This is a genomic window from Plantactinospora sp. CNZ320, assembly GCF_002846275.1.
On sequence record NZ_PJMP01000001.1, the window covers coordinates 5,811,553 to 5,827,572 of the forward strand.

At 73.1% G+C, this 16,020-nt stretch carries 13 protein-coding genes and 2 pseudogenes; 10 read left to right on the forward strand and 5 right to left on the reverse strand.

Features of this window, described 5'->3' with window-relative positions:
* The first annotated feature begins 54 nt into the window (after positions 1-54).
* From CLT71_RS25990 to CLT71_RS26020, 7 genes and pseudogenes are all read left to right on the forward strand, one after another.
* Positions 55-1,470 carry an efflux RND transporter periplasmic adaptor subunit gene (locus tag CLT71_RS25990; RefSeq protein ID WP_101369423.1) on the forward strand — a complete coding sequence of 472 codons (1,416 nt, stop codon included), beginning with the start codon at positions 55-57 and terminating at the stop codon, positions 1,468-1,470.
* Positions 1,471-1,562: 92 nt separating this feature from the next.
* Positions 1,563-2,591, forward strand: a complete 1,029-nt coding sequence (locus tag CLT71_RS25995; protein WP_101369424.1) for an ATP-binding cassette domain-containing protein — start codon at positions 1,563-1,565, stop codon at positions 2,589-2,591.
* Complete coding sequence (locus CLT71_RS26000) at positions 2,588-3,772, forward strand: ABC transporter permease (RefSeq protein ID WP_101371783.1); 1,185 nt, start codon at positions 2,588-2,590, stop codon at positions 3,770-3,772. Before CLT71_RS25995 ends, CLT71_RS26000 begins: the two co-directional genes overlap by 4 nt.
* 174 nt (positions 3,773-3,946) lie before the next feature.
* Positions 3,947-4,159, forward strand: coding sequence for a helix-turn-helix domain-containing protein (locus CLT71_RS26005; protein ID WP_101369425.1), 213 nt, complete (start codon positions 3,947-3,949; stop codon positions 4,157-4,159).
* Positions 4,160-4,429: 270 nt separating this feature from the next.
* Positions 4,430-4,531: a 30S ribosomal protein bS22 gene (locus CLT71_RS26010; RefSeq protein WP_007465623.1), complete on the forward strand. Its 102-nt coding sequence runs from the start codon at positions 4,430-4,432 to the stop codon at positions 4,529-4,531.
* A 120-nt stretch (positions 4,532-4,651) separates the two neighbouring features.
* A pseudogene (locus tag CLT71_RS26015) lies at positions 4,652-5,719 on the forward strand (NAD-dependent epimerase/dehydratase family protein); the annotation flags it as partial.
* A 122-nt stretch (positions 5,720-5,841) separates the two neighbouring features.
* On the forward strand, positions 5,842-6,882 hold the full coding sequence (locus CLT71_RS26020) for a lysophospholipid acyltransferase family protein (RefSeq protein WP_486483449.1): 1,041 nt from the start codon (positions 5,842-5,844) through the stop codon (positions 6,880-6,882).
* Positions 6,883-7,016: 134 nt separating this feature from the next.
* Here the strand turns inward: CLT71_RS26020 and CLT71_RS26025 are convergent, their stop codons facing one another.
* From CLT71_RS26025 to CLT71_RS26035, 3 genes and pseudogenes are all read right to left on the reverse strand, one after another.
* The gene (locus CLT71_RS26025; protein ID WP_101369426.1) at positions 7,017-7,895 is read right to left on the reverse strand and encodes an HAD-IB family hydrolase; all 879 of its coding nucleotides are present in this window, start codon (positions 7,893-7,895) and stop codon (positions 7,017-7,019) included.
* 290 nt (positions 7,896-8,185) lie between these two features.
* Positions 8,186-9,076: pseudogene (locus tag CLT71_RS26030) on the reverse strand (DUF5667 domain-containing protein); the annotation flags it as partial.
* 255 nt (positions 9,077-9,331) lie between these two features.
* Positions 9,332-10,330 (reverse strand): sigma-70 family RNA polymerase sigma factor, encoded by a 999-nt coding sequence (locus CLT71_RS26035; RefSeq protein WP_486483450.1) that lies wholly within the window; start codon positions 10,328-10,330, stop codon positions 9,332-9,334.
* A gap of 652 nt (positions 10,331-10,982) precedes the next feature.
* Between CLT71_RS26035 and CLT71_RS26040 the strand changes: the two genes are divergently transcribed.
* Genes CLT71_RS26040 through CLT71_RS26050 form a run of 3 tightly spaced genes read left to right on the forward strand, consistent with a single transcriptional unit; the run spans position 10,983 to position 13,561 of the window.
* Entirely contained in the window at positions 10,983-12,632 is a 1,650-nt protein-coding gene (locus tag CLT71_RS26040) for an AMP-binding protein (RefSeq protein WP_486483451.1), read from the forward strand.
* Positions 12,629-12,886, forward strand: coding sequence for a glutaredoxin family protein (locus tag CLT71_RS26045; protein WP_101369429.1), 258 nt, complete (start codon positions 12,629-12,631; stop codon positions 12,884-12,886). Before CLT71_RS26040 ends, CLT71_RS26045 begins: the two co-directional genes overlap by 4 nt.
* 33 nt (positions 12,887-12,919) lie before the next feature.
* Positions 12,920-13,561 (forward strand): HAD hydrolase-like protein, encoded by a 642-nt coding sequence (locus CLT71_RS26050; protein WP_101369430.1) that lies wholly within the window; start codon positions 12,920-12,922, stop codon positions 13,559-13,561.
* 99 nt (positions 13,562-13,660) lie between these two features.
* Here the strand turns inward: CLT71_RS26050 and CLT71_RS26055 are convergent, their stop codons facing one another.
* Together CLT71_RS26055 and CLT71_RS26060 are read right to left on the reverse strand one after the other, a co-directional pair.
* Positions 13,661-14,326 (reverse strand): response regulator transcription factor, encoded by a 666-nt coding sequence (locus CLT71_RS26055; RefSeq protein WP_101371786.1) that lies wholly within the window; start codon positions 14,324-14,326, stop codon positions 13,661-13,663.
* A 131-nt stretch (positions 14,327-14,457) separates the two neighbouring features.
* The gene (locus CLT71_RS26060) at positions 14,458-15,768 is read right to left on the reverse strand and encodes a sensor histidine kinase (RefSeq protein WP_486483452.1); all 1,311 of its coding nucleotides are present in this window, start codon (positions 15,766-15,768) and stop codon (positions 14,458-14,460) included.
* Positions 15,769-16,020: the final 252 nt, after the last annotated feature.

A 16,020-nucleotide genomic window follows, 5' to 3' on the forward strand; every position in this document is an offset into this window, starting at 1 on the left:
CCCGGCCCGCGCGTCGTGCCGGCCGGGGTCGGTGGTAGCTCGTACCATGGCGGCGTGCGTCGCGCCTCTCCGCCGCGCCTGTCCGCAGCACCGCGGCCCCGTCGCCCCGTCATCTCCGCCGCCCTCGTCGCCGCCACCGTCCTGTTCGGCCTCTCCGCGGCCTCCTGCGAGTCCGACGAGCAGGTCGGGCTGGCAAGCGTGGAGCGGGCCGACGTCGCCGAGCTGGTCGACGCGCCGGCCAGCGTGACGGCGCGGGCCGCGGCGACCCTGAGTGCCCCCGCCGACGGCATCCTGACCGAGTTGCGGGTCAGGCCGGGTGCCCAGGTCAGGCCGGGCCGGGTGCTCGCGGTCATCGACTCGCCCTCGGCCCGGGCCCGGCTGGCCAAGGCCCGCCGGGCCCTCGACGCGGCCCGCAGCGCCGGGCGGGGCGTCGGCGGCGGCGCCGACCTGGCCCGGCTGCGTCGCGGCACCGACCGGGCGGCGGCGCAGGCGTTCCGCTCCGCCAGGGACGCCGCCGACAAGCTCACCGACCCCGGGGCGCGGGCCGCGCTGCTCGCCCAGGTGCGGATCGCGGAACGGCAGTACGAGGCGGCGGCCGAGACCGCCAACACGGCGGTACGCGCCGTGCAGCGCGGCGTCGCCGGGCTCAACTCGGCGGTACGGGCCCTCTCCGCGGCCCAGCGTCTCCAGGCCGAGCAGGCGTACGACCTGGCGAAGGCGACAGTCGACGCGCTGGTGCTGCGCTCGCCGATCGGCGGGGTGGTGCAGCTCGGCGGCCCGGCGTCGCCGGCCGCCTCGGGTTCGGCAGAGGCACTGGCCGGGCTGCTGGGCGCGACCGGTGGGCTCGGCGCGCCAGCCGGGGTCGATCCGGCCGGTGCGCTCGGCGGTGGCGCCCCGGCCGCCCCGGTGGCAGGTGTCGACGGGGCGGTGCCGGTCGGCGGCCGGGTGAGCGCGGGTACCCCGATCCTGACCGTGGTGGATCTGACCGATCTCGGCCTGGTCGCCGAGGTGGACGAGACCGACGTGCTGCTTGTCGACCAGGGGATACCGGCGAGCGTGGAACTGGACGCCGCCACCGGGGCGGAATATCCCGCCCGGGTCCGCTCGGTCGACGTACTGCCGACCGCCTCTGCCCGGGGCGGCGTCACCTACCGGGTACGGCTCTCGCTCGGCGCCGGGCGCTTCGCCGACGGTCGGGCCGCCCCCGCACCGCGCCCCGGAATGAGCGCGGTGGTCCGGCTGCGGGTCCGCGAGGCGGCCGGCGCGGTGACCGTACCGGCGGCGGCGGTGCACTCCGCCCAGGGGCGGGACGCGGTCTGGGTGGTCGAGGACGGGATCGCCGAGCAGGTGCCGGTGACGATCGGGGTGCAGGGGCAGGACCTGGTGCAGATCGTCAGCGGGGTGGAGCCGGGCCAGCAGGTGGTGGTCAGCGGCGGTGACCAGGTGCGCCCCGGCGAGCGGGTACGGTGAACGGCTCGCCGGCGGGTGACCCCGGCGACGCGGCGACGGCTGGACCGGCCCGGCGCTCCGGGGCGCCCGGGGGATCGGGCCGGCGGTCTGGGGTGGCGGTCGAGGCGGTCGACCTGGTCCGGACGTACGACCTGGGTGGCGTCTCGGTGTCCGCGCTGCGCGGCGTCTCGCTGACCATCGCGGCCGGTGACTACGTGGCCGTCGTCGGGCCGTCCGGGTCGGGTAAGTCGACCCTGATGCACCTGCTCGGCGGGCTGGACCGGCCCACCGCCGGCCGGCTGGTGATCGGCGGCCGGGACGTCACCACCCTGGACGTCGGAGAACTCGCCACGCTGCGCAACGAGACCATCGGCTTCGTCTTCCAGTCGTTCCACCTGCTGCCCCGGACCTCCGCGGTCGACAACGTGGCGCTGCCGCTGGTCTACCGGGGCGTCGGCGGCCGGCGGCGGCGGGAACTCGCGGCGGCGATGCTGGGCCGGGTCGGCCTCGGGCACCGGCTGGAGCACCGGCCCAACCAGCTCTCCGGCGGCGAGCAGCAGCGGGTGGCGATCGCCCGGGCTCTGGTCACCGATCCGGTACTGCTGCTCGCCGACGAGCCGACCGGCAACCTGGACAGCGCCACCGGCGAGTCCGTGCTCGCCCTGCTGGAGGAGTTGAACGCCTCCGACGGGGTGGCGCTGGTGCTGGTCACCCACGATCGGGAGGTCGCCGAGCGGGCACACCGGCAGGTCACGATGCGCGACGGCCGAGTGGTGACGCCGGCAGGCCAGCCGAAACGAGCCGCCGTGCCGGAGGAGCGAGCCGCTGTGCCGGAGGAGCGAACTGCCGAGTCGGAGGAGCGAGCTGCCGTGCCGCAAGGAGCGGGGGAGGCGGAGCGAGCGGGGGAGTCGGCGGCGTCTGTATCACCGGCGGCGCACGGGACGACACCGGCGGTCGTGCCGGCGGCGCGGCGCGGGCCTGAGATAGTAGATCCCGCTCCCAGCGCGGAGCCCCGACGAGCGTCCGGAAGCGACTCGGGGCACCCGTCCGGTGGCTTCGGTGGCGCCACCGAAGCCACCGGACGCCGCGGGGCGGAACCGGCCGGGTGGGGTACCGACCCCGGGTCGGGGAGCGGCTCGTGAGGATCGCCGAGGCGTGGCGGGTCGCGCTGGACGCCCTGCGGGCGAACCGGCTGCGCAGCATGCTCACCATGCTCGGCGTGGTGATCGGGGTGGCCGCCGTGGTGGTGCTGGTGGCCATCGGCAGCGGCGCCAAGCGGGAGGTGGAGCAGCAGGTCGAGGGGCTCGGCTCCAACCTGCTCGTCGTGGTGCCCGGCCGGCTCGACTTCGGTGCGGCGCCGGCGGTCTCCCGGCTCTCGCTGGCCGACGTCGAGGCGGTCAACCGGGTGGTCGGCGATCCGCGCCGGGTGGCGGTCACGGTCACCTCCGGCGAGACGGTACGCGCCGGTACCCGCTCGGCGTTCACCACCGTGCAGGGCGTACTGGAGACCACACCCGAGGTCTTCGTCCGGGAGCTGGACCGGGGCAGCTACCTCACGTCATCCGATGTGGACACGAGTCGCCGGGTCGCGGTGCTCGGCGCCACGGTCGCCGGTACCCTCTTCGGCGACCGGGAGCCGGTCGGGCAGCAGGTGGCGATCGCCGGCGTACGGTTCCGGGTGATCGGGGTCTTCGCCCCGCTCGGCCAGAGCCTCGGGGTGGACCGGGACGACGAGGTGCACATCCCGGTCACCGCCGCGCACCGGCTCTACGGCACGTCTCGGATCGACGGGATCGCGATCAAGGCACCGGACCGGGAGGAGATCGACGACCTCGGTGCCAGGGTCGTCGCCGAACTGACCCGGCGGCATCCGGACACCGAGTTCAGCGCGGTGACCCAGGAGCAGATCCTCGGCGTACTCGGAGACATCCTCGGGGTGCTGACCGGGGTGCTGGCCGCGATCGCCGGCATCTCGCTGCTGGTCGGCGGCGTCGGAGTCTCCAACATCATGCTGGTCTCGGTGCGCGAGCGGACCCGGGAGATCGGCCTACGCAAGGCGGTCGGCGCCCGGCCCCGGGACATCGGGGTGCAGTTCCTGCTGGAGGCGGTGTTGCTGACCTCGCTCGGCGGGGTGCTCGGGATGGGGCTCGGGGTGGGCGCCGCGCTGCTGGTGGCGGCCCTCTCCCCGGTACCGGCGGTGGTCACCTGGTGGTCGCTGGCGCTCTCGTTCGGCGTCTCGGCGGCGGTCGGGATCATCTTCGGGGTGGTACCCGCGCAGCGCGCCGGGCGATTGGATCCGGTGATCGCCCTTCGTGCCGAATGACCGCTGATGACTCGTTCCCAGCTGTCGACGGACGAGCCAGTGATGATCAAATGCCCGAAGGGATCGCGCCGGTCACAGCCGCCCCGTTACCGTACTGGTAACACGCGCGTAGCTGCGGCGCGGAAGCATCCCGTCGGGCGGCACGCGCCGGGGATTGGGATGGGTTGGTGAGCCATGGCAGGATCACCACAGCCGGACAGCCGAATGCCGGAGGTCAGGTTCCTGACCGTCGCCGAGGTGGCGACGTTGATGCGGGTGTCGAAGATGACTGTCTACCGGCTGGTGCACTCCGGCGAGCTGACCGCCGTGCGGGTCGGGCGGTCGTTCCGGGTGCCGGAGCACGCGGTGCACGACTATCTGCGCGGCGCCTTCCAGGAGACCGCCTGACCGAGCAGCCGTGATGACGCGACGGTTCCGGGGCGCTCCGGGTGGTCTGTGGGCGGAGCCGGACGGTTTCTCGTCGGGGCCGGGCGGTTCCTCATGGGGGCGCGTTGGTCCGGCTGAGGACCGAGGGCTAGTCTGGACCGCGACCGTGGCCACGTGCCGAGATGGGTGCAAGCCCGTAGTGCCGGCCCGGTCCGTTGTCCAGTTCGGTAACCGGCCGCACCTCCGGGTGGGGCCGGTCCGACCAGCACGTCGCATCAGAAGGGCTGTCGTATGGGCTCGGTGGTCAAGAAGCGCCGCAAGCGCATGGCCAAGAAGAAGCACCGCAAGCTGCTGCGCAAGACCCGCGTCCAGCGTCGCCGTCTCGGCAAGTGACCCCGGCCGGGCGCCTGCCCGGCCGGCGGTGAGCCGTCCAGACTGTCGACCTTCGGAGGCCCACGTGACGACGTCGCGGCGGTCCGGGTTCGGCCCGGGTCGTCCCGCGCGGAGCGCGAGGTGACCCCCGGTAGCACCCCCGGTGCGCCGGGGGTCGTCGTGGTGACCGGGGTCAGCAGGTTCCTCGGCGCCCACGTTGCGGCGCGGCTGGTAGCCGACGACCGGATCGCCCGGGTCGTCGGTCTCGACGTGCACGAACCGGCGCCCGAGATCGCCGAGCTGCTCGACGGTGTCGAGCGGGTCCGGGCCGACGCCGGTGCGGTGGGCAGCATCGTCGAGGAGTTGGGCGCCGACGCGGTGGTGCACCTGTCGCTGGTCACGGCCGCCGACCCGCAGCAGGGTGGCCGGGCGGCGATGAAGGAGCAGAACGTCATCGGCACGATGCAGCTGCTCGCCGCCGCCCAGCGGGCGCCCCGGCTGCGCAAGCTGGTCGTCCGGTCGTCGACCGCCGCCTACGGGGCGTCGTTCCGGGACCCGGCCGTCTTCACCGAGGACACCGAACCCCGGGCCGTGCCGCGCGGCGGCTTCGCCCGGGACATCCTCGACATCGAGGGGTACGTCCGCGGCTTCCGACGGCGCCGCCCGGACGTCACCGCCACGGTGCTGCGCTTCGCACCGTTCATCGGCTCGATGGCGAACACCACGCTGACCCGGTACTTCGCGCAGCCCGTGGTGCCGACCGTGCTCGGCCGGGACCCCCGGCTCCAGTTCGTGCACTTCGACGACGTACTGGAGGTGCTGCACAGGTCGGTGGTGGAGGAGCATCCGGGGACCTACAACGTCGCCGGGCCGGGGGTGCTGTCACTCTCCCAGGCGATCCGCCGGGCCGGCCGGGTCGCCCTGCCGGTGGTGGAGCCGGGGCTGTCCGGCGCGGCCGGGCTCGCCCGGGTGCTGGGCTTCGCCCGCTACGGCCTGGACCAGGTCGACCTGTTCGTGCACGGCCGGGTGGTCGACACCACCAGGCTGACCACCGAATTCGGCTTCACCCCCCGGTCGACCGCCGCCGCCTTCGAGGAGTTCATCGCGAGTCGCCGCGAGGGGTCGGTGCTCGGGCCGGAGCAGCTCCGCCGGGCCGAGCAGGCGATCATGGACGGCATCCGGCAGACCCGGGCCACGGTCCGGGAGCGGATCCGGATCGAGGCGACCGAGGGCGCCGAGCGGGCCAGTGGCACCGGGCGAGCCGACAGCGCTGGGCGAGCCGACAACGCCGGGCGAGTTGACGGCGCCGGGTCGGCCGAGCGGGGTGGACGATGACCGGCGACGGCAGCGCGGACGACCGGCGTAACGGTACCGGAAACGGGGAGGCCGCCGGGGTGCAGCACGATCCGGAGAGCGCGGCCGGCCGACGGTATTCGGTACCCCCGGAGGTGGACGGCACGGAGTTGGACCGGCCGGCGCTGCGCAACGGGCACCGACCCGGGCCGACGACGGCGGACCAGCCGGAGGACGACGACGTCTGGGACCGGCGGGTTGCCGCCGGGCTGGCCTTCCTGCGCCGGCGGCTCTCCGGGCGGTACGAGGTCGACGAGTTCGGCTTCGACCCCGAGCTGACCGAGCAGGTTTTCCATCCGGTGCTGCGCCGGCTCTACCGTGACTGGTTCCGCACCGAGGTCTCCGGCGTGCACCACCTGCCGGTCGACGGCGCCGGGCTGGTGGTCGGCAATCACTCCGGCACGGTCGCGATGGACGCGCTGGTGCTGGCCGCCGTGCTGCACGACCAGCACCCGAAGCACCGTTACCTGCGGCTGCTCGGTGCCGACCTGGTCTTCCGGATGCCTGTCGTCTCCGAGCTGGTCCGCAAGACCGGCGGCACCGTCGCCTGCAACTCGGACGCGGAGCGGCTGCTCGGCCGGGGTGAACTCGTCGGCGTCTTCCCCGAGGGCTTCAAGGGCGTCGGCAAGCTCTACGCGGACCGCTACAAGCTGCAACGTTTCGGGCGGGGCGGCTTCGTCTCCGCCGCACTGCGTACCGGGACGCCGATCGTGCCGGTGGCGATCGTCGGGGCCGAGGAGACGTACCCGATGCTCGCCGACATCAAGCCGCTGGCCCGGCTGCTCAAGCTGCCGTACTTTCCGGTGACGCCGACCTTCCCCTGGCTCGGCCCGCTCGGCGCGGTGCCGCTGCCCAGCAAGTGGCTGATCGAGTTCTGCCCGCCGATCCCCACCGAGCATCTGGTCGACTCCGCCGACGATCCGCTGGTGGTCTTCAACCTCGCCGACCAGGTACGCGAGACCATCCAGCACACCCTGCACCAGTTGCTGGAGAAGCGCCCCGATCCGTTCGGCCCCTGAGCCCCGCCGGATCGCTGAGCCGCGCCGGATCGCTGAGCCGCGCCGGATCGCTGAGCCGGACCGGATCGCTGGGCCGGACCGGATCGCTGGGCCGGACCGGATCGTTGGGCCGGATCGCCGGAATCCCGGGCAGGTTACCGGGCCAGCCGGCGACGCATCGCCAGTCCCGCCGTCACCGCACCGGCCACCAGCCCGGCGGCGACGGTGGAGGGTACGGCGATCCGGGCCGCCTTCCGCCCGGTCCGGAAGTCGTGTACCGACCAGCCGTGCTCCCGGGCGTGCCGCAGCAGCGTACTGTCCGGGTTGATCGCCACCGCCCGACCGACGGCGGAGAGCATCGGCAGGTCGTTGGCGGAGTCGCTGTAGGCGGCACACCGGTTGAGGTCCAGTCCTTCCACGGCGGCGAGCTGGACCACCGCGTCCGCCTTGGCCGGCCCGTGCATCAGGTCGCCGACCAGCTGCCCGGTGTAGGCGCCGTCGTGGATCTCGGCGACGGTGCCGATCGCGCCGGTCAGCCCGAGCCGGGCCGCGATGATCCGGCCGATCTCCACCGGCGCGGCGGTGACCAGCCAGACCCGCTGGCCGGCGTCCAGGTGCTGCTGGGCCAGGGCTCGGGTGCCGGTCCAGATCCGGGGCGCCATCAACTCGTCGAAGATCTCCGCGGTGAGCCGTTCGACGTCCTCGACCCGCCAGCCGGCGACGAAGGCCAGCGCCGCCTCCTTGACCCGGGACATGCTGCCGGCGTGTTCGACGGCGAGCACCCGGAACCGGAGCTGCTGCCAGGCGAACCGGGCCAGGTCACCTGTGGTGAGGTAGTTCCGGGCGGCCAGACCGCGGGCGAACCAGTAGATGGAGGCGCCCTGCATCATCGTGTTGTCCACGTCGAAGAAGGCGGCGGCGCCGGGATCGATCCGGGCCGGCTCCGTCGGTGGGGCGTCCGGTCCCGCCTCGGCCCAGCCGGCGGTGTGGCCGTGGTCGTCGGTGCTGACCGTCACCTTGCGGGCCCGAGCCACGCGGCAACCTCCTCGCTACGGGGTACACAGCGAGGGTAGCCGGATCGGGGCGGGCGCACCCGGAGTCCGGGCAGCGGCCGACGTTTCGCCGGTCAGCCGCCGACCCGGTGTACGGGTTCGGTGGTGCTGCGGTCCCGCACCGCCGGTGGCTGCTCGGGGCTGGGCGTCGGCGCGGGCGGCCGGGGTGCCGAGGTCCGGTCCGGCGCACGTGGCGCCTCCTCCGGGGTACGGCTGCCGTCCTCGTCCTCCGCCTTCGGAGGTGTCGGGTCCGTCGGCGTACCGGCTGGGCCACGGCCAGGCGGGCAGCTGCGGGGGAGCGGGCCGATCGAGTCCGCTCGACCGATCGCGCCGACCCGGCAGATGAGCGCGGCCCGGAGGCTCTCGGAGCGGGCCTGCACGTCGTCGAGGAGTTCGAGCGAGGTGTTGGCCCGGTTGCGGGTGGCCCGGGTGGTGTCCTCGAAGAGGCGGGCGACCTGTGGCCGCTGCTCGTGCAGGAAGCTGTCCACCGCGTCCAGCGCCGACGGATCCTGGCGTTGCACGGCGGCGCTGGTCAGCAGCTTGACGCCCTGTCGGGTGTCGGCGTCCATGTCCTCCAGGACGTCGGAGAAGCCGTAGTTCTGGCCGCCGACCGCGACCGCCTCGGCGAGCCGGGTACGCGCGAAGTCGAGGAAGAGCTGCCCGCGACTCAGGTCGGAGCTGGCCAGGGCGAGCTGGGCGCGCTCGGTGTGCCGCTTCATGCCGTAGAGCGCGTCACCGGGTACGGCGTTCTCGCTGGCCGCGGACATTCCGGAGACGGCGATGGCGCCGACGGCGACCCCGATGACGATGGCGCCCCGGGCCCGGGCCCGGGTGCGTGGGCCCCGGAACGCGGGCTGGCCGCTCCGGTGGGTGGCGGGTTGACCGCCGCCGTCGACGATGGCGTCGTCTGTGGCGGTCGCGCCGATCCCCTCCCGTTCGGCGGTGGCGACGAGCATGGCGCGCAGGCCGGCCCGGAAGTCGGGGTCGACCTCGACGGTGGACTGGACGTTCCGGAGTCGTTCGCCGATCGCCAGAGGCTGCGCCAGGTCGTCGTCGACGCGGGACCGGACGTGGTGGCGACGGCCTCCCGTGGCCTCGTCGAGCAGCTGCGCGAAGCGCTCGGCGCGTTGGCGGTAGAAGGTCTTCCAACTCACCGCCGACACCTCCCTTCGCTGGTCGCGATGCTGCGGTCGGCGTCGTCTCGCCGTCCGGGTACGACGGTGGCTGACCTCAGTACCGGGCCACGGTGCCCGGGGTCCGATCCGCTCTCCGACCGACCGGCCGGCGGGATCTCAAGCCAACCACCGGTCGCACCCGGACAAACGGTCGGCAGGGTCGACCGGTTACGGCCCGACGGCGGGAAATACTACGAAGAGTGAGCGGAGTCACGGAGCCCCGGCGCCGGCCGTGGGAGCGCTTCACGGGCGGAAGCCGTCCGGCAGCAACCGGGCCAGTGCCCGCACCGCGCGGTACTGGAGAGCCTTGATCGCGCCCTCGTTCTTACCCATCGCCTGGGCGGTCTCCGCCACCGAGAAACCCTGTAGGAATCGCAGAACTATGCATTCCTGCTGCTCGGGGTTGAGTTGCTTGACGGCGGTCAGCAGGGCGACGTTCGTGATGTGCTCGACGACGGCCGTCTCCGGGCTCCCCTCCAGACCCCGATCCTCGCGGTCCGCATCCAAAACGTCACCCGTAGTAACTTCCAGTCGGTACCGGCCGGACTTGAAATGGTCCGCGACCAGGTTCCGGGCGATCGTCACCAGCCAGGCGCCCAGGTCACGGCCCTGCCAGGTGAAGCTGCCGATCCGCTTCAGCGCGCGTAGGAAGGTGTCCGAGGTGAGGTCCTCGGCGAGCTGCCGGTTGCCGACCCGGAAGTAGACGAACCGGAAGACGGTGTCGACGTACCGGTCGTAGATCAGGCCGAACGCCTCCGGCTCGCCGGCCTGGGCCCGCTCGACAAGCGCCCAGACCTCCCGGGCCGGGTCCGACGGGTCCGGCCGGTCCGGATAACCGGTCGGGGTACCGCCGCCGGAACCGGTCGACTCCTCGGTCGCCGGGACCACCGGGATGATCGCGGTCTCGGTCTCCGGCACCTCGGGCCGGACGGGCGGCGTGGTCGTACCCGGCTGGGCGGGCGGTGCCGGCGTGCCCGGCTGGGTGGGCATCGCCGGCCGGGTCGGACTGACCACCCGGCCGCCGACCGGTCGGGCGTTGCCGCCAGGCGTGTTGTGCCGGGTCGGCGTCTCGTTCGGATGTGGACGGTTCCGGATCCGCTTCGAGCCCCCGTCGCCGCGTACCGCCAGGCTCAGCATGTCGTCCATTGACGCGCGGAGCCGGTCGAGGCCCTGGGTGAGGGCGAGGCGGGTGTTCCGTGGCGCGCCGCCGGATGCTCCGTCGACGTATCCGTATGTGCTCACTGGACCTCCCCGGCCGGCCGAGGCCGCGAAACCGGTTGCCGGAACCGGGCCGCGATGGGGGCCGTACCCGCGCCGGGGTCGGCGCGATCCGGCACGGCAGTTCCGGGGTGCGCCGCACGACGGCACACGCCCCACAGCTGCTGGTGCAGTGCTCTCACAGGCACGGCGGCCTCCTCGGGCTGAGGGGTGTCGACTCACGGCAAAAGGGGTGAGCCGACCCGAGTGATGATAGGGCCAACGTCACCCATGTGCGGCAAGTCCGTTACACAGAGCCAAAGTATTTCCTGCAGAACACCCGAACGGGGCGCACAGCTTGTGCGTTGTCAGATGCCTGACAATGCACTAGCAACGGTGCTGAGCAGGGAAAACGTGCAGACACGCCAGTGCGCGACGGGCCTTGGGCGCGCCGCGGCGAACGTGTTAGAAGCTGTCCACCGCACGGGGGCGTGAATATCCGAAACCCGTTACGGCCTGCTGGAACGTACCCCGGGCCAGCGGATAAGTCGAGAGAAGTTCCACGTCGAGGGAAAGTTCCACCGTTCGTGCCCGGAGGCGGGCGACCGACGGTCCGGGATGGCCGGTTGTGCGACCGCTGGACGAGGCGGCGGTCGGAGCACGCGGCGTGGCCGGCGCTGTGCCAGACTCAGCGACCGTGCAGGATGGAGCGGACACCCCCGCCGAGCCAGCCGCGGCCACCCTGGCCGACCGGGTACGCCTGGCCGCGGCCAGCCGCCCCGACCAACCCGCGCTGCTCTGGTCGGACGGCGTGCGCAGTTGGGCCGAACTGGACGCCGAGGTCGACCGGGTCGCCACGGCGCTGCGCCGCCGGGCCGCCGGGCCGACCGACGGCCACCCGGCCCGGGTCGCCATCGCCCTGGCCAACACGCCCGAATTCGTGGCCGCCTTCTTCGGTACCCAGCGGGCCGGGCTGGTGGCGGTGCCGGTGAACCCGACGCTGACCGGCCCGGAGCTGCGGCACATCCTGGCCGACTCGGCGGCGAGCATCCTGATCTGCACCGAACAGGTCCGCTCGGCCGTCGACGGCGTCCGGGCCGAGCTGCCGGCACTGACCGAACTGCACACCGCACTGTCGACCCTGACCGGACTGTCGACTCCGACCGGCCCGCCGGCCCTGACCGGTCCGGCGGTCGGCGGGCCGGTCCGGACCGACCCGGAGGCGGTGGCGGTGCTGCTCTACACCTCCGGCACCACCGGCGAGCCGAAGGGCGCGATGCTGTCGCACCGGGCGCTGCTCGCCAACCACGAGCAGGTCGGCCGGATCACCCCACCGGTGGTCGGGGCGGACGACCGGGTACTGCTGGCCCTGCCGCTCTTCCACGCGTACGGGCTGAACGCCGGGCTGGGTGCGGTGGCGTACCACGGGGCGTGCGGGGTGCTGGTCGATCGGTTCGACGCGGCCGGCGTACTGGAGGTGGTCGCCCGGCACTGGGTGAGCGTGCTGGTCGGCGTACCGTCGATGTTCGTCGGCTGGACGATGCTGCCGGAGGCCCCGGCCCTGCGCACCGCGATGGCCTCGGTCCGGGTCGCGATCTGCGGCGCCGCGCCGCTGGCGGTCGGCGGCGCGACCCGGTTCGCCGAGGCGACCGGCCGGCGGATCCAGGTCGGCTACGGCCTCACCGAGACCGCCCCGGTGCTCACGACCACGCTCTCCGCCGGCCCGGAGGTGAAACCGAACTCCATCGGTCGGCCGATCCCCGGCGTCGAACTGCGGCTCGTCGCCGCCGACGGCGAGGAGCTGTGGCGGGACGGCTCCACAGTCGAGCCGGCGGACGGCGGAGACGACGTGGACGAGCCCGACCTGGAACTTCCCTCGTCCGGTACCGACCCCGGCGAGATCGTCGTCCGGGGCGCCAACCTCTTCTCCGGCTACTGGCCGGACGGGCACGGCGGCCCGGACGCCGACGGCTGGTGGCGGACCGGCGACGTGGCGTACGCCGACGCCGCGGGCGACCTCTTCCTGGTGGACCGGCTCGGCGAACTGATCCTGGTCAACGGCTTCAACGTCTATCCGCAGGAGGTCGAACGGGTGCTCGGCGCCCACCCGGAGGTGGTCGAGTCGGTGGTGTTCGGCAGGCCGGACCCGGTCACCGGGGAGGCGGTCACCGCCCATGTCGTACTGGCACCGGACAGCGACGTCTCCGCCGCCGAGCTGGCCGCGCACTGCGCCCGAAGCCTGGCCAGGTTCAAGTGCCCGAGCAGGATAGAGTTCGTCGGGTCCCTGCCGCTCTCCGCGATCGGCCGGGTACGCAGATCGGTGGTCCGGCCGGAGGGGCGCGAGTGACGACGAGTGAGCCACGGCTGACCTTGATCACCCGGCCCGGCTGCCACCTCTGCGAGGTCGCCAGGGAGGCGATCGACCGGGTGGTGGCGCTGACCGGCGACCGCTGGACCGAGCTGGACGTCACAGGCGACCTGGAGCTGGAACGCGAGTACGGCGACCGGCTGCCGGTGGTGCTGCTCGACGGCCGCGAGCACGGCTACTGGCGGGTCGAGGAGGAGCGTCTGCTCCGCGACCTGACCGCCCCCCGCGACTGAAATTCGGTCGGGGCCGCCGCGTATCGTGCTCGGATGCGTGAGCACCTCGTCTGGGACTGGAACGGCACCCTGCTCGACGACCTGACCCTGGTGGTCGCCGCCACCAACGTGGCCCTGGCCGGAGCCGGTGGCCCCGAGGTGACCGCCGAGGAACACCGTACGCAGTTCCGGCGGCCGATCGCGGACTACTACGCCGAGGTGCTCGGCCGGGCCGTGGACGCCGAGGAGTTCAGCCGGCTGGACCAGCTCTTCCACGAGGCGTACCGGGTCGGGCTGGCAAGTTGCGAGCTGGCTGCCGACGCCACCACGGCGATCAAGACCTGGGGCGGTACCCAGTCGCTGCTGTCGATGTGGTTCCACGACGAGCTGGTGCCGGCGGTCGACAGGTACGGGCTGACCACCGTGTTCCGCCGGGTCGACGGGCTGCGCGGCACCGTCGGCGGCGACCGCAAGGCCCGGCACCTGGCCCGGCACCTGGCGGAGTCCGGTGTCGACGGAAGCTCGGCGGTGCTGATCGGCGACTCGATCGACGACGCCGAGGCGGCCGACTCGGTCGGCGCTCGATGTGTCCTCTACAGTGGCGGATTCACCGATTCGGCCCGGCTCCGCGCCGCCGGCTGGCCGGTCGCCGACTCGCTCACCGAGGCCGTCGAACTAGCCGCCAGACTGGACTGACCCCGGTGCCGGACGGCTGGGCTGACCGGGGTGCCGGACGGCTGGACCGATCCCGGTGCCGCCAAGCCGGACTGACCCCGGCACCGGACGGATGACGGGTCAGCCGCGCAGGTAGGCGAGCACGGCGAGGACCCGGCGGTGCTGCTCCTCGTCGGGCGGCAGTTGCAGCTTGGTGAAGATGTTCCGGACGTGCTTCTCCACCGCACCGTCGCTGACCACCAGGGCGCGGGCGATGGCGGTGTTCGACCGCCCCTCGGCCATCAGTCCGAGCACCTCCCGTTCGCGCGGCGTCAGCTGCCGCAGCGGGTCGTCCCGACGGCGCCGGACGAGGAGCTGGCCGACCACCTCCGGGTCGAGCACCGTACCGCCGCCGGCCACCCGACGTACCGCGTCGAGGAACTCGTCGATCGCCGCCACCCGGTCCTTGAGCAGGTAACCGATGCCACCGCCACCGGCGCCTCCGCTGGGCTTGACGGTGGCGAGCAGGTCGTCGGCGTACGACACCTCGACGTACTGGGAGAGGACCAGGATCGGGGTACGGGGTACCCGCTGCCGGGCCTCCACCGCCGCCCGCAGCCCCTCGTCGGTGTGTGAGGGCGGCATCCGGACGTCGACGATCGAGATGTCGGGGCGGTGCGTGACGATGGCCTCGACCAGGGTCGTACCGTCGCCGACCGCGGCCACCACCTCGTGGCCGTGCTCGGTCAGCAGGCGGATCAGGCCCTCCCGGAGGAGTACCGCGTCATCGGCGATCACTACGCGCATGGTGTTGTTGTCTACCACTGCCGGCCCGTCCGAGGGGTCTTCCCGTCCCATCCGCGCGACTTCGGGTGACGTGGTCGCCGTCCCTGCGACCTCGGGTGACGTCGTCGTGCCGGTCGGGGCGGCGGGGTGGCTCAGCACGGCAGCTCGGCCCGGATCTCGGTCGGCCCACCGGGCGGGCTGAGGACGGTCAGGGTGCCGCCGTTGGCGCGTACCCGGTCGGCGAGCCCGGCCAGCCCGTGCCCCTTGGAGATGTGCGCGCCGCCCTCACCGTCGTCGATCACCACGATCCGCAGCGCCCGCTCCTCCCGGGTCACCGTCAACCAGCACTCGGTGGCCCGGCTGTGCTTGGCGACGTTGGTCAGCGCCTCGGCCACCACGAAGTACGCCGTCGACTCGATCGCCGGGTCGGGCCGGCCGTCCGAGGTGCCGAGCCGGGGGTCGACGGCGAGTTCGACCGGGATCAGGCCGCGTCCGGCGAGCGCGGCCAGGGCGCTGGGCAGGCCCCGGTCGACCAGGATCGGCGGGGCGATGCCCCGGGAGAGGGCGCGCAGTTCGGCGAGGGTGTCCCGGGTCTGCGCGAGCGCCTCGCCGAGGGTCTGCCGGGCTGCCTCCGGGTCCGAGTCGAGCTGCTGCTGCGCCCGGCTCAGGTCCATGGCCAGCCGGACCAGCCGCTGCTGCGGCCCGTCGTGGATGTCCCGCTCCAGCTTGCGCAGCGCGGTGGCCTCGGCCGAGACCGCTGCCCGCTTCTGCTCCTCCAGTACCGTGATCCGGTTGCGCATCTCCGCCACTCCGGTCAGCAGTGCGCGGGCGATCCCGGCCTGCATCAGGGCACAACCCCGGGCCACCAGCGGCAGGGTGATCAGGAAGAACAGCCCGAGCGCGGTGTTCAGCCCGATCCGGGCGGCGGCGCTGTCGCCGAGTCCGAGCAGTTCGTGCAGGCCGTCGTCGTTCGGGCTCTGCGGGATCGCCCAGTCGTACGCCCAGTAGAGCGAGCCGCCGATCGCACCGCCCCACCAGGCCATGGTGATCACGCCGGTGACGAGCGCCACTGCCAGCCGTACCCAGCCGTGCGCGAGATCGAGCCAGGACTGCGTGTCGGCGATGGGTACGAAGATCCGCCGCCAGATGCCGGCGCCGGGTTCGGCGGTGCGGTAGTTGGGGCGTACCCGTGCCTGCCGCAGCACCGGCGGCATCCGGAGCCGCTCGATGTCGGCGAAGGCCCGGGCGATGTAGAGGGTGCCGGCCAGGATCGGCAGTCCGGTCACCGTCACCGCCAGCCCGAAGCTGAGCGCGGTACCCGTGACGAGCACGACGAAACTCACCACCGCGAGGGGGAGGCCGAGTAGCACGTAACCGGAGTCGATGGCGAGTTGGCGCAGCACACTGCGGCCGGCGCCGGGTTCGGCGCCGACGGCCACACTGGTGGCGGTGGTCGTGGTCATGTTCTCGACGCTAGGCATCGCTGCGGTCGGTCCCCATCCCATCGGCTGGTCTCTTCACGGTAGGGCTGTCCCCACCCGGTCGGATGTCCGCGCGCCAGCCGGCGGTCGGTCCCGGAAATCCAGCAGCCGGGAAATCGTTGGGGCAGCGACGGTTCGTCGCCGAATGTAATGGTGGACGGCAGGAAATCCACGGCGCATCGTGATTGGTGGATCGGCGGAAAACGCCTGTCGATCGGCCGGGGTGGTAGTGGC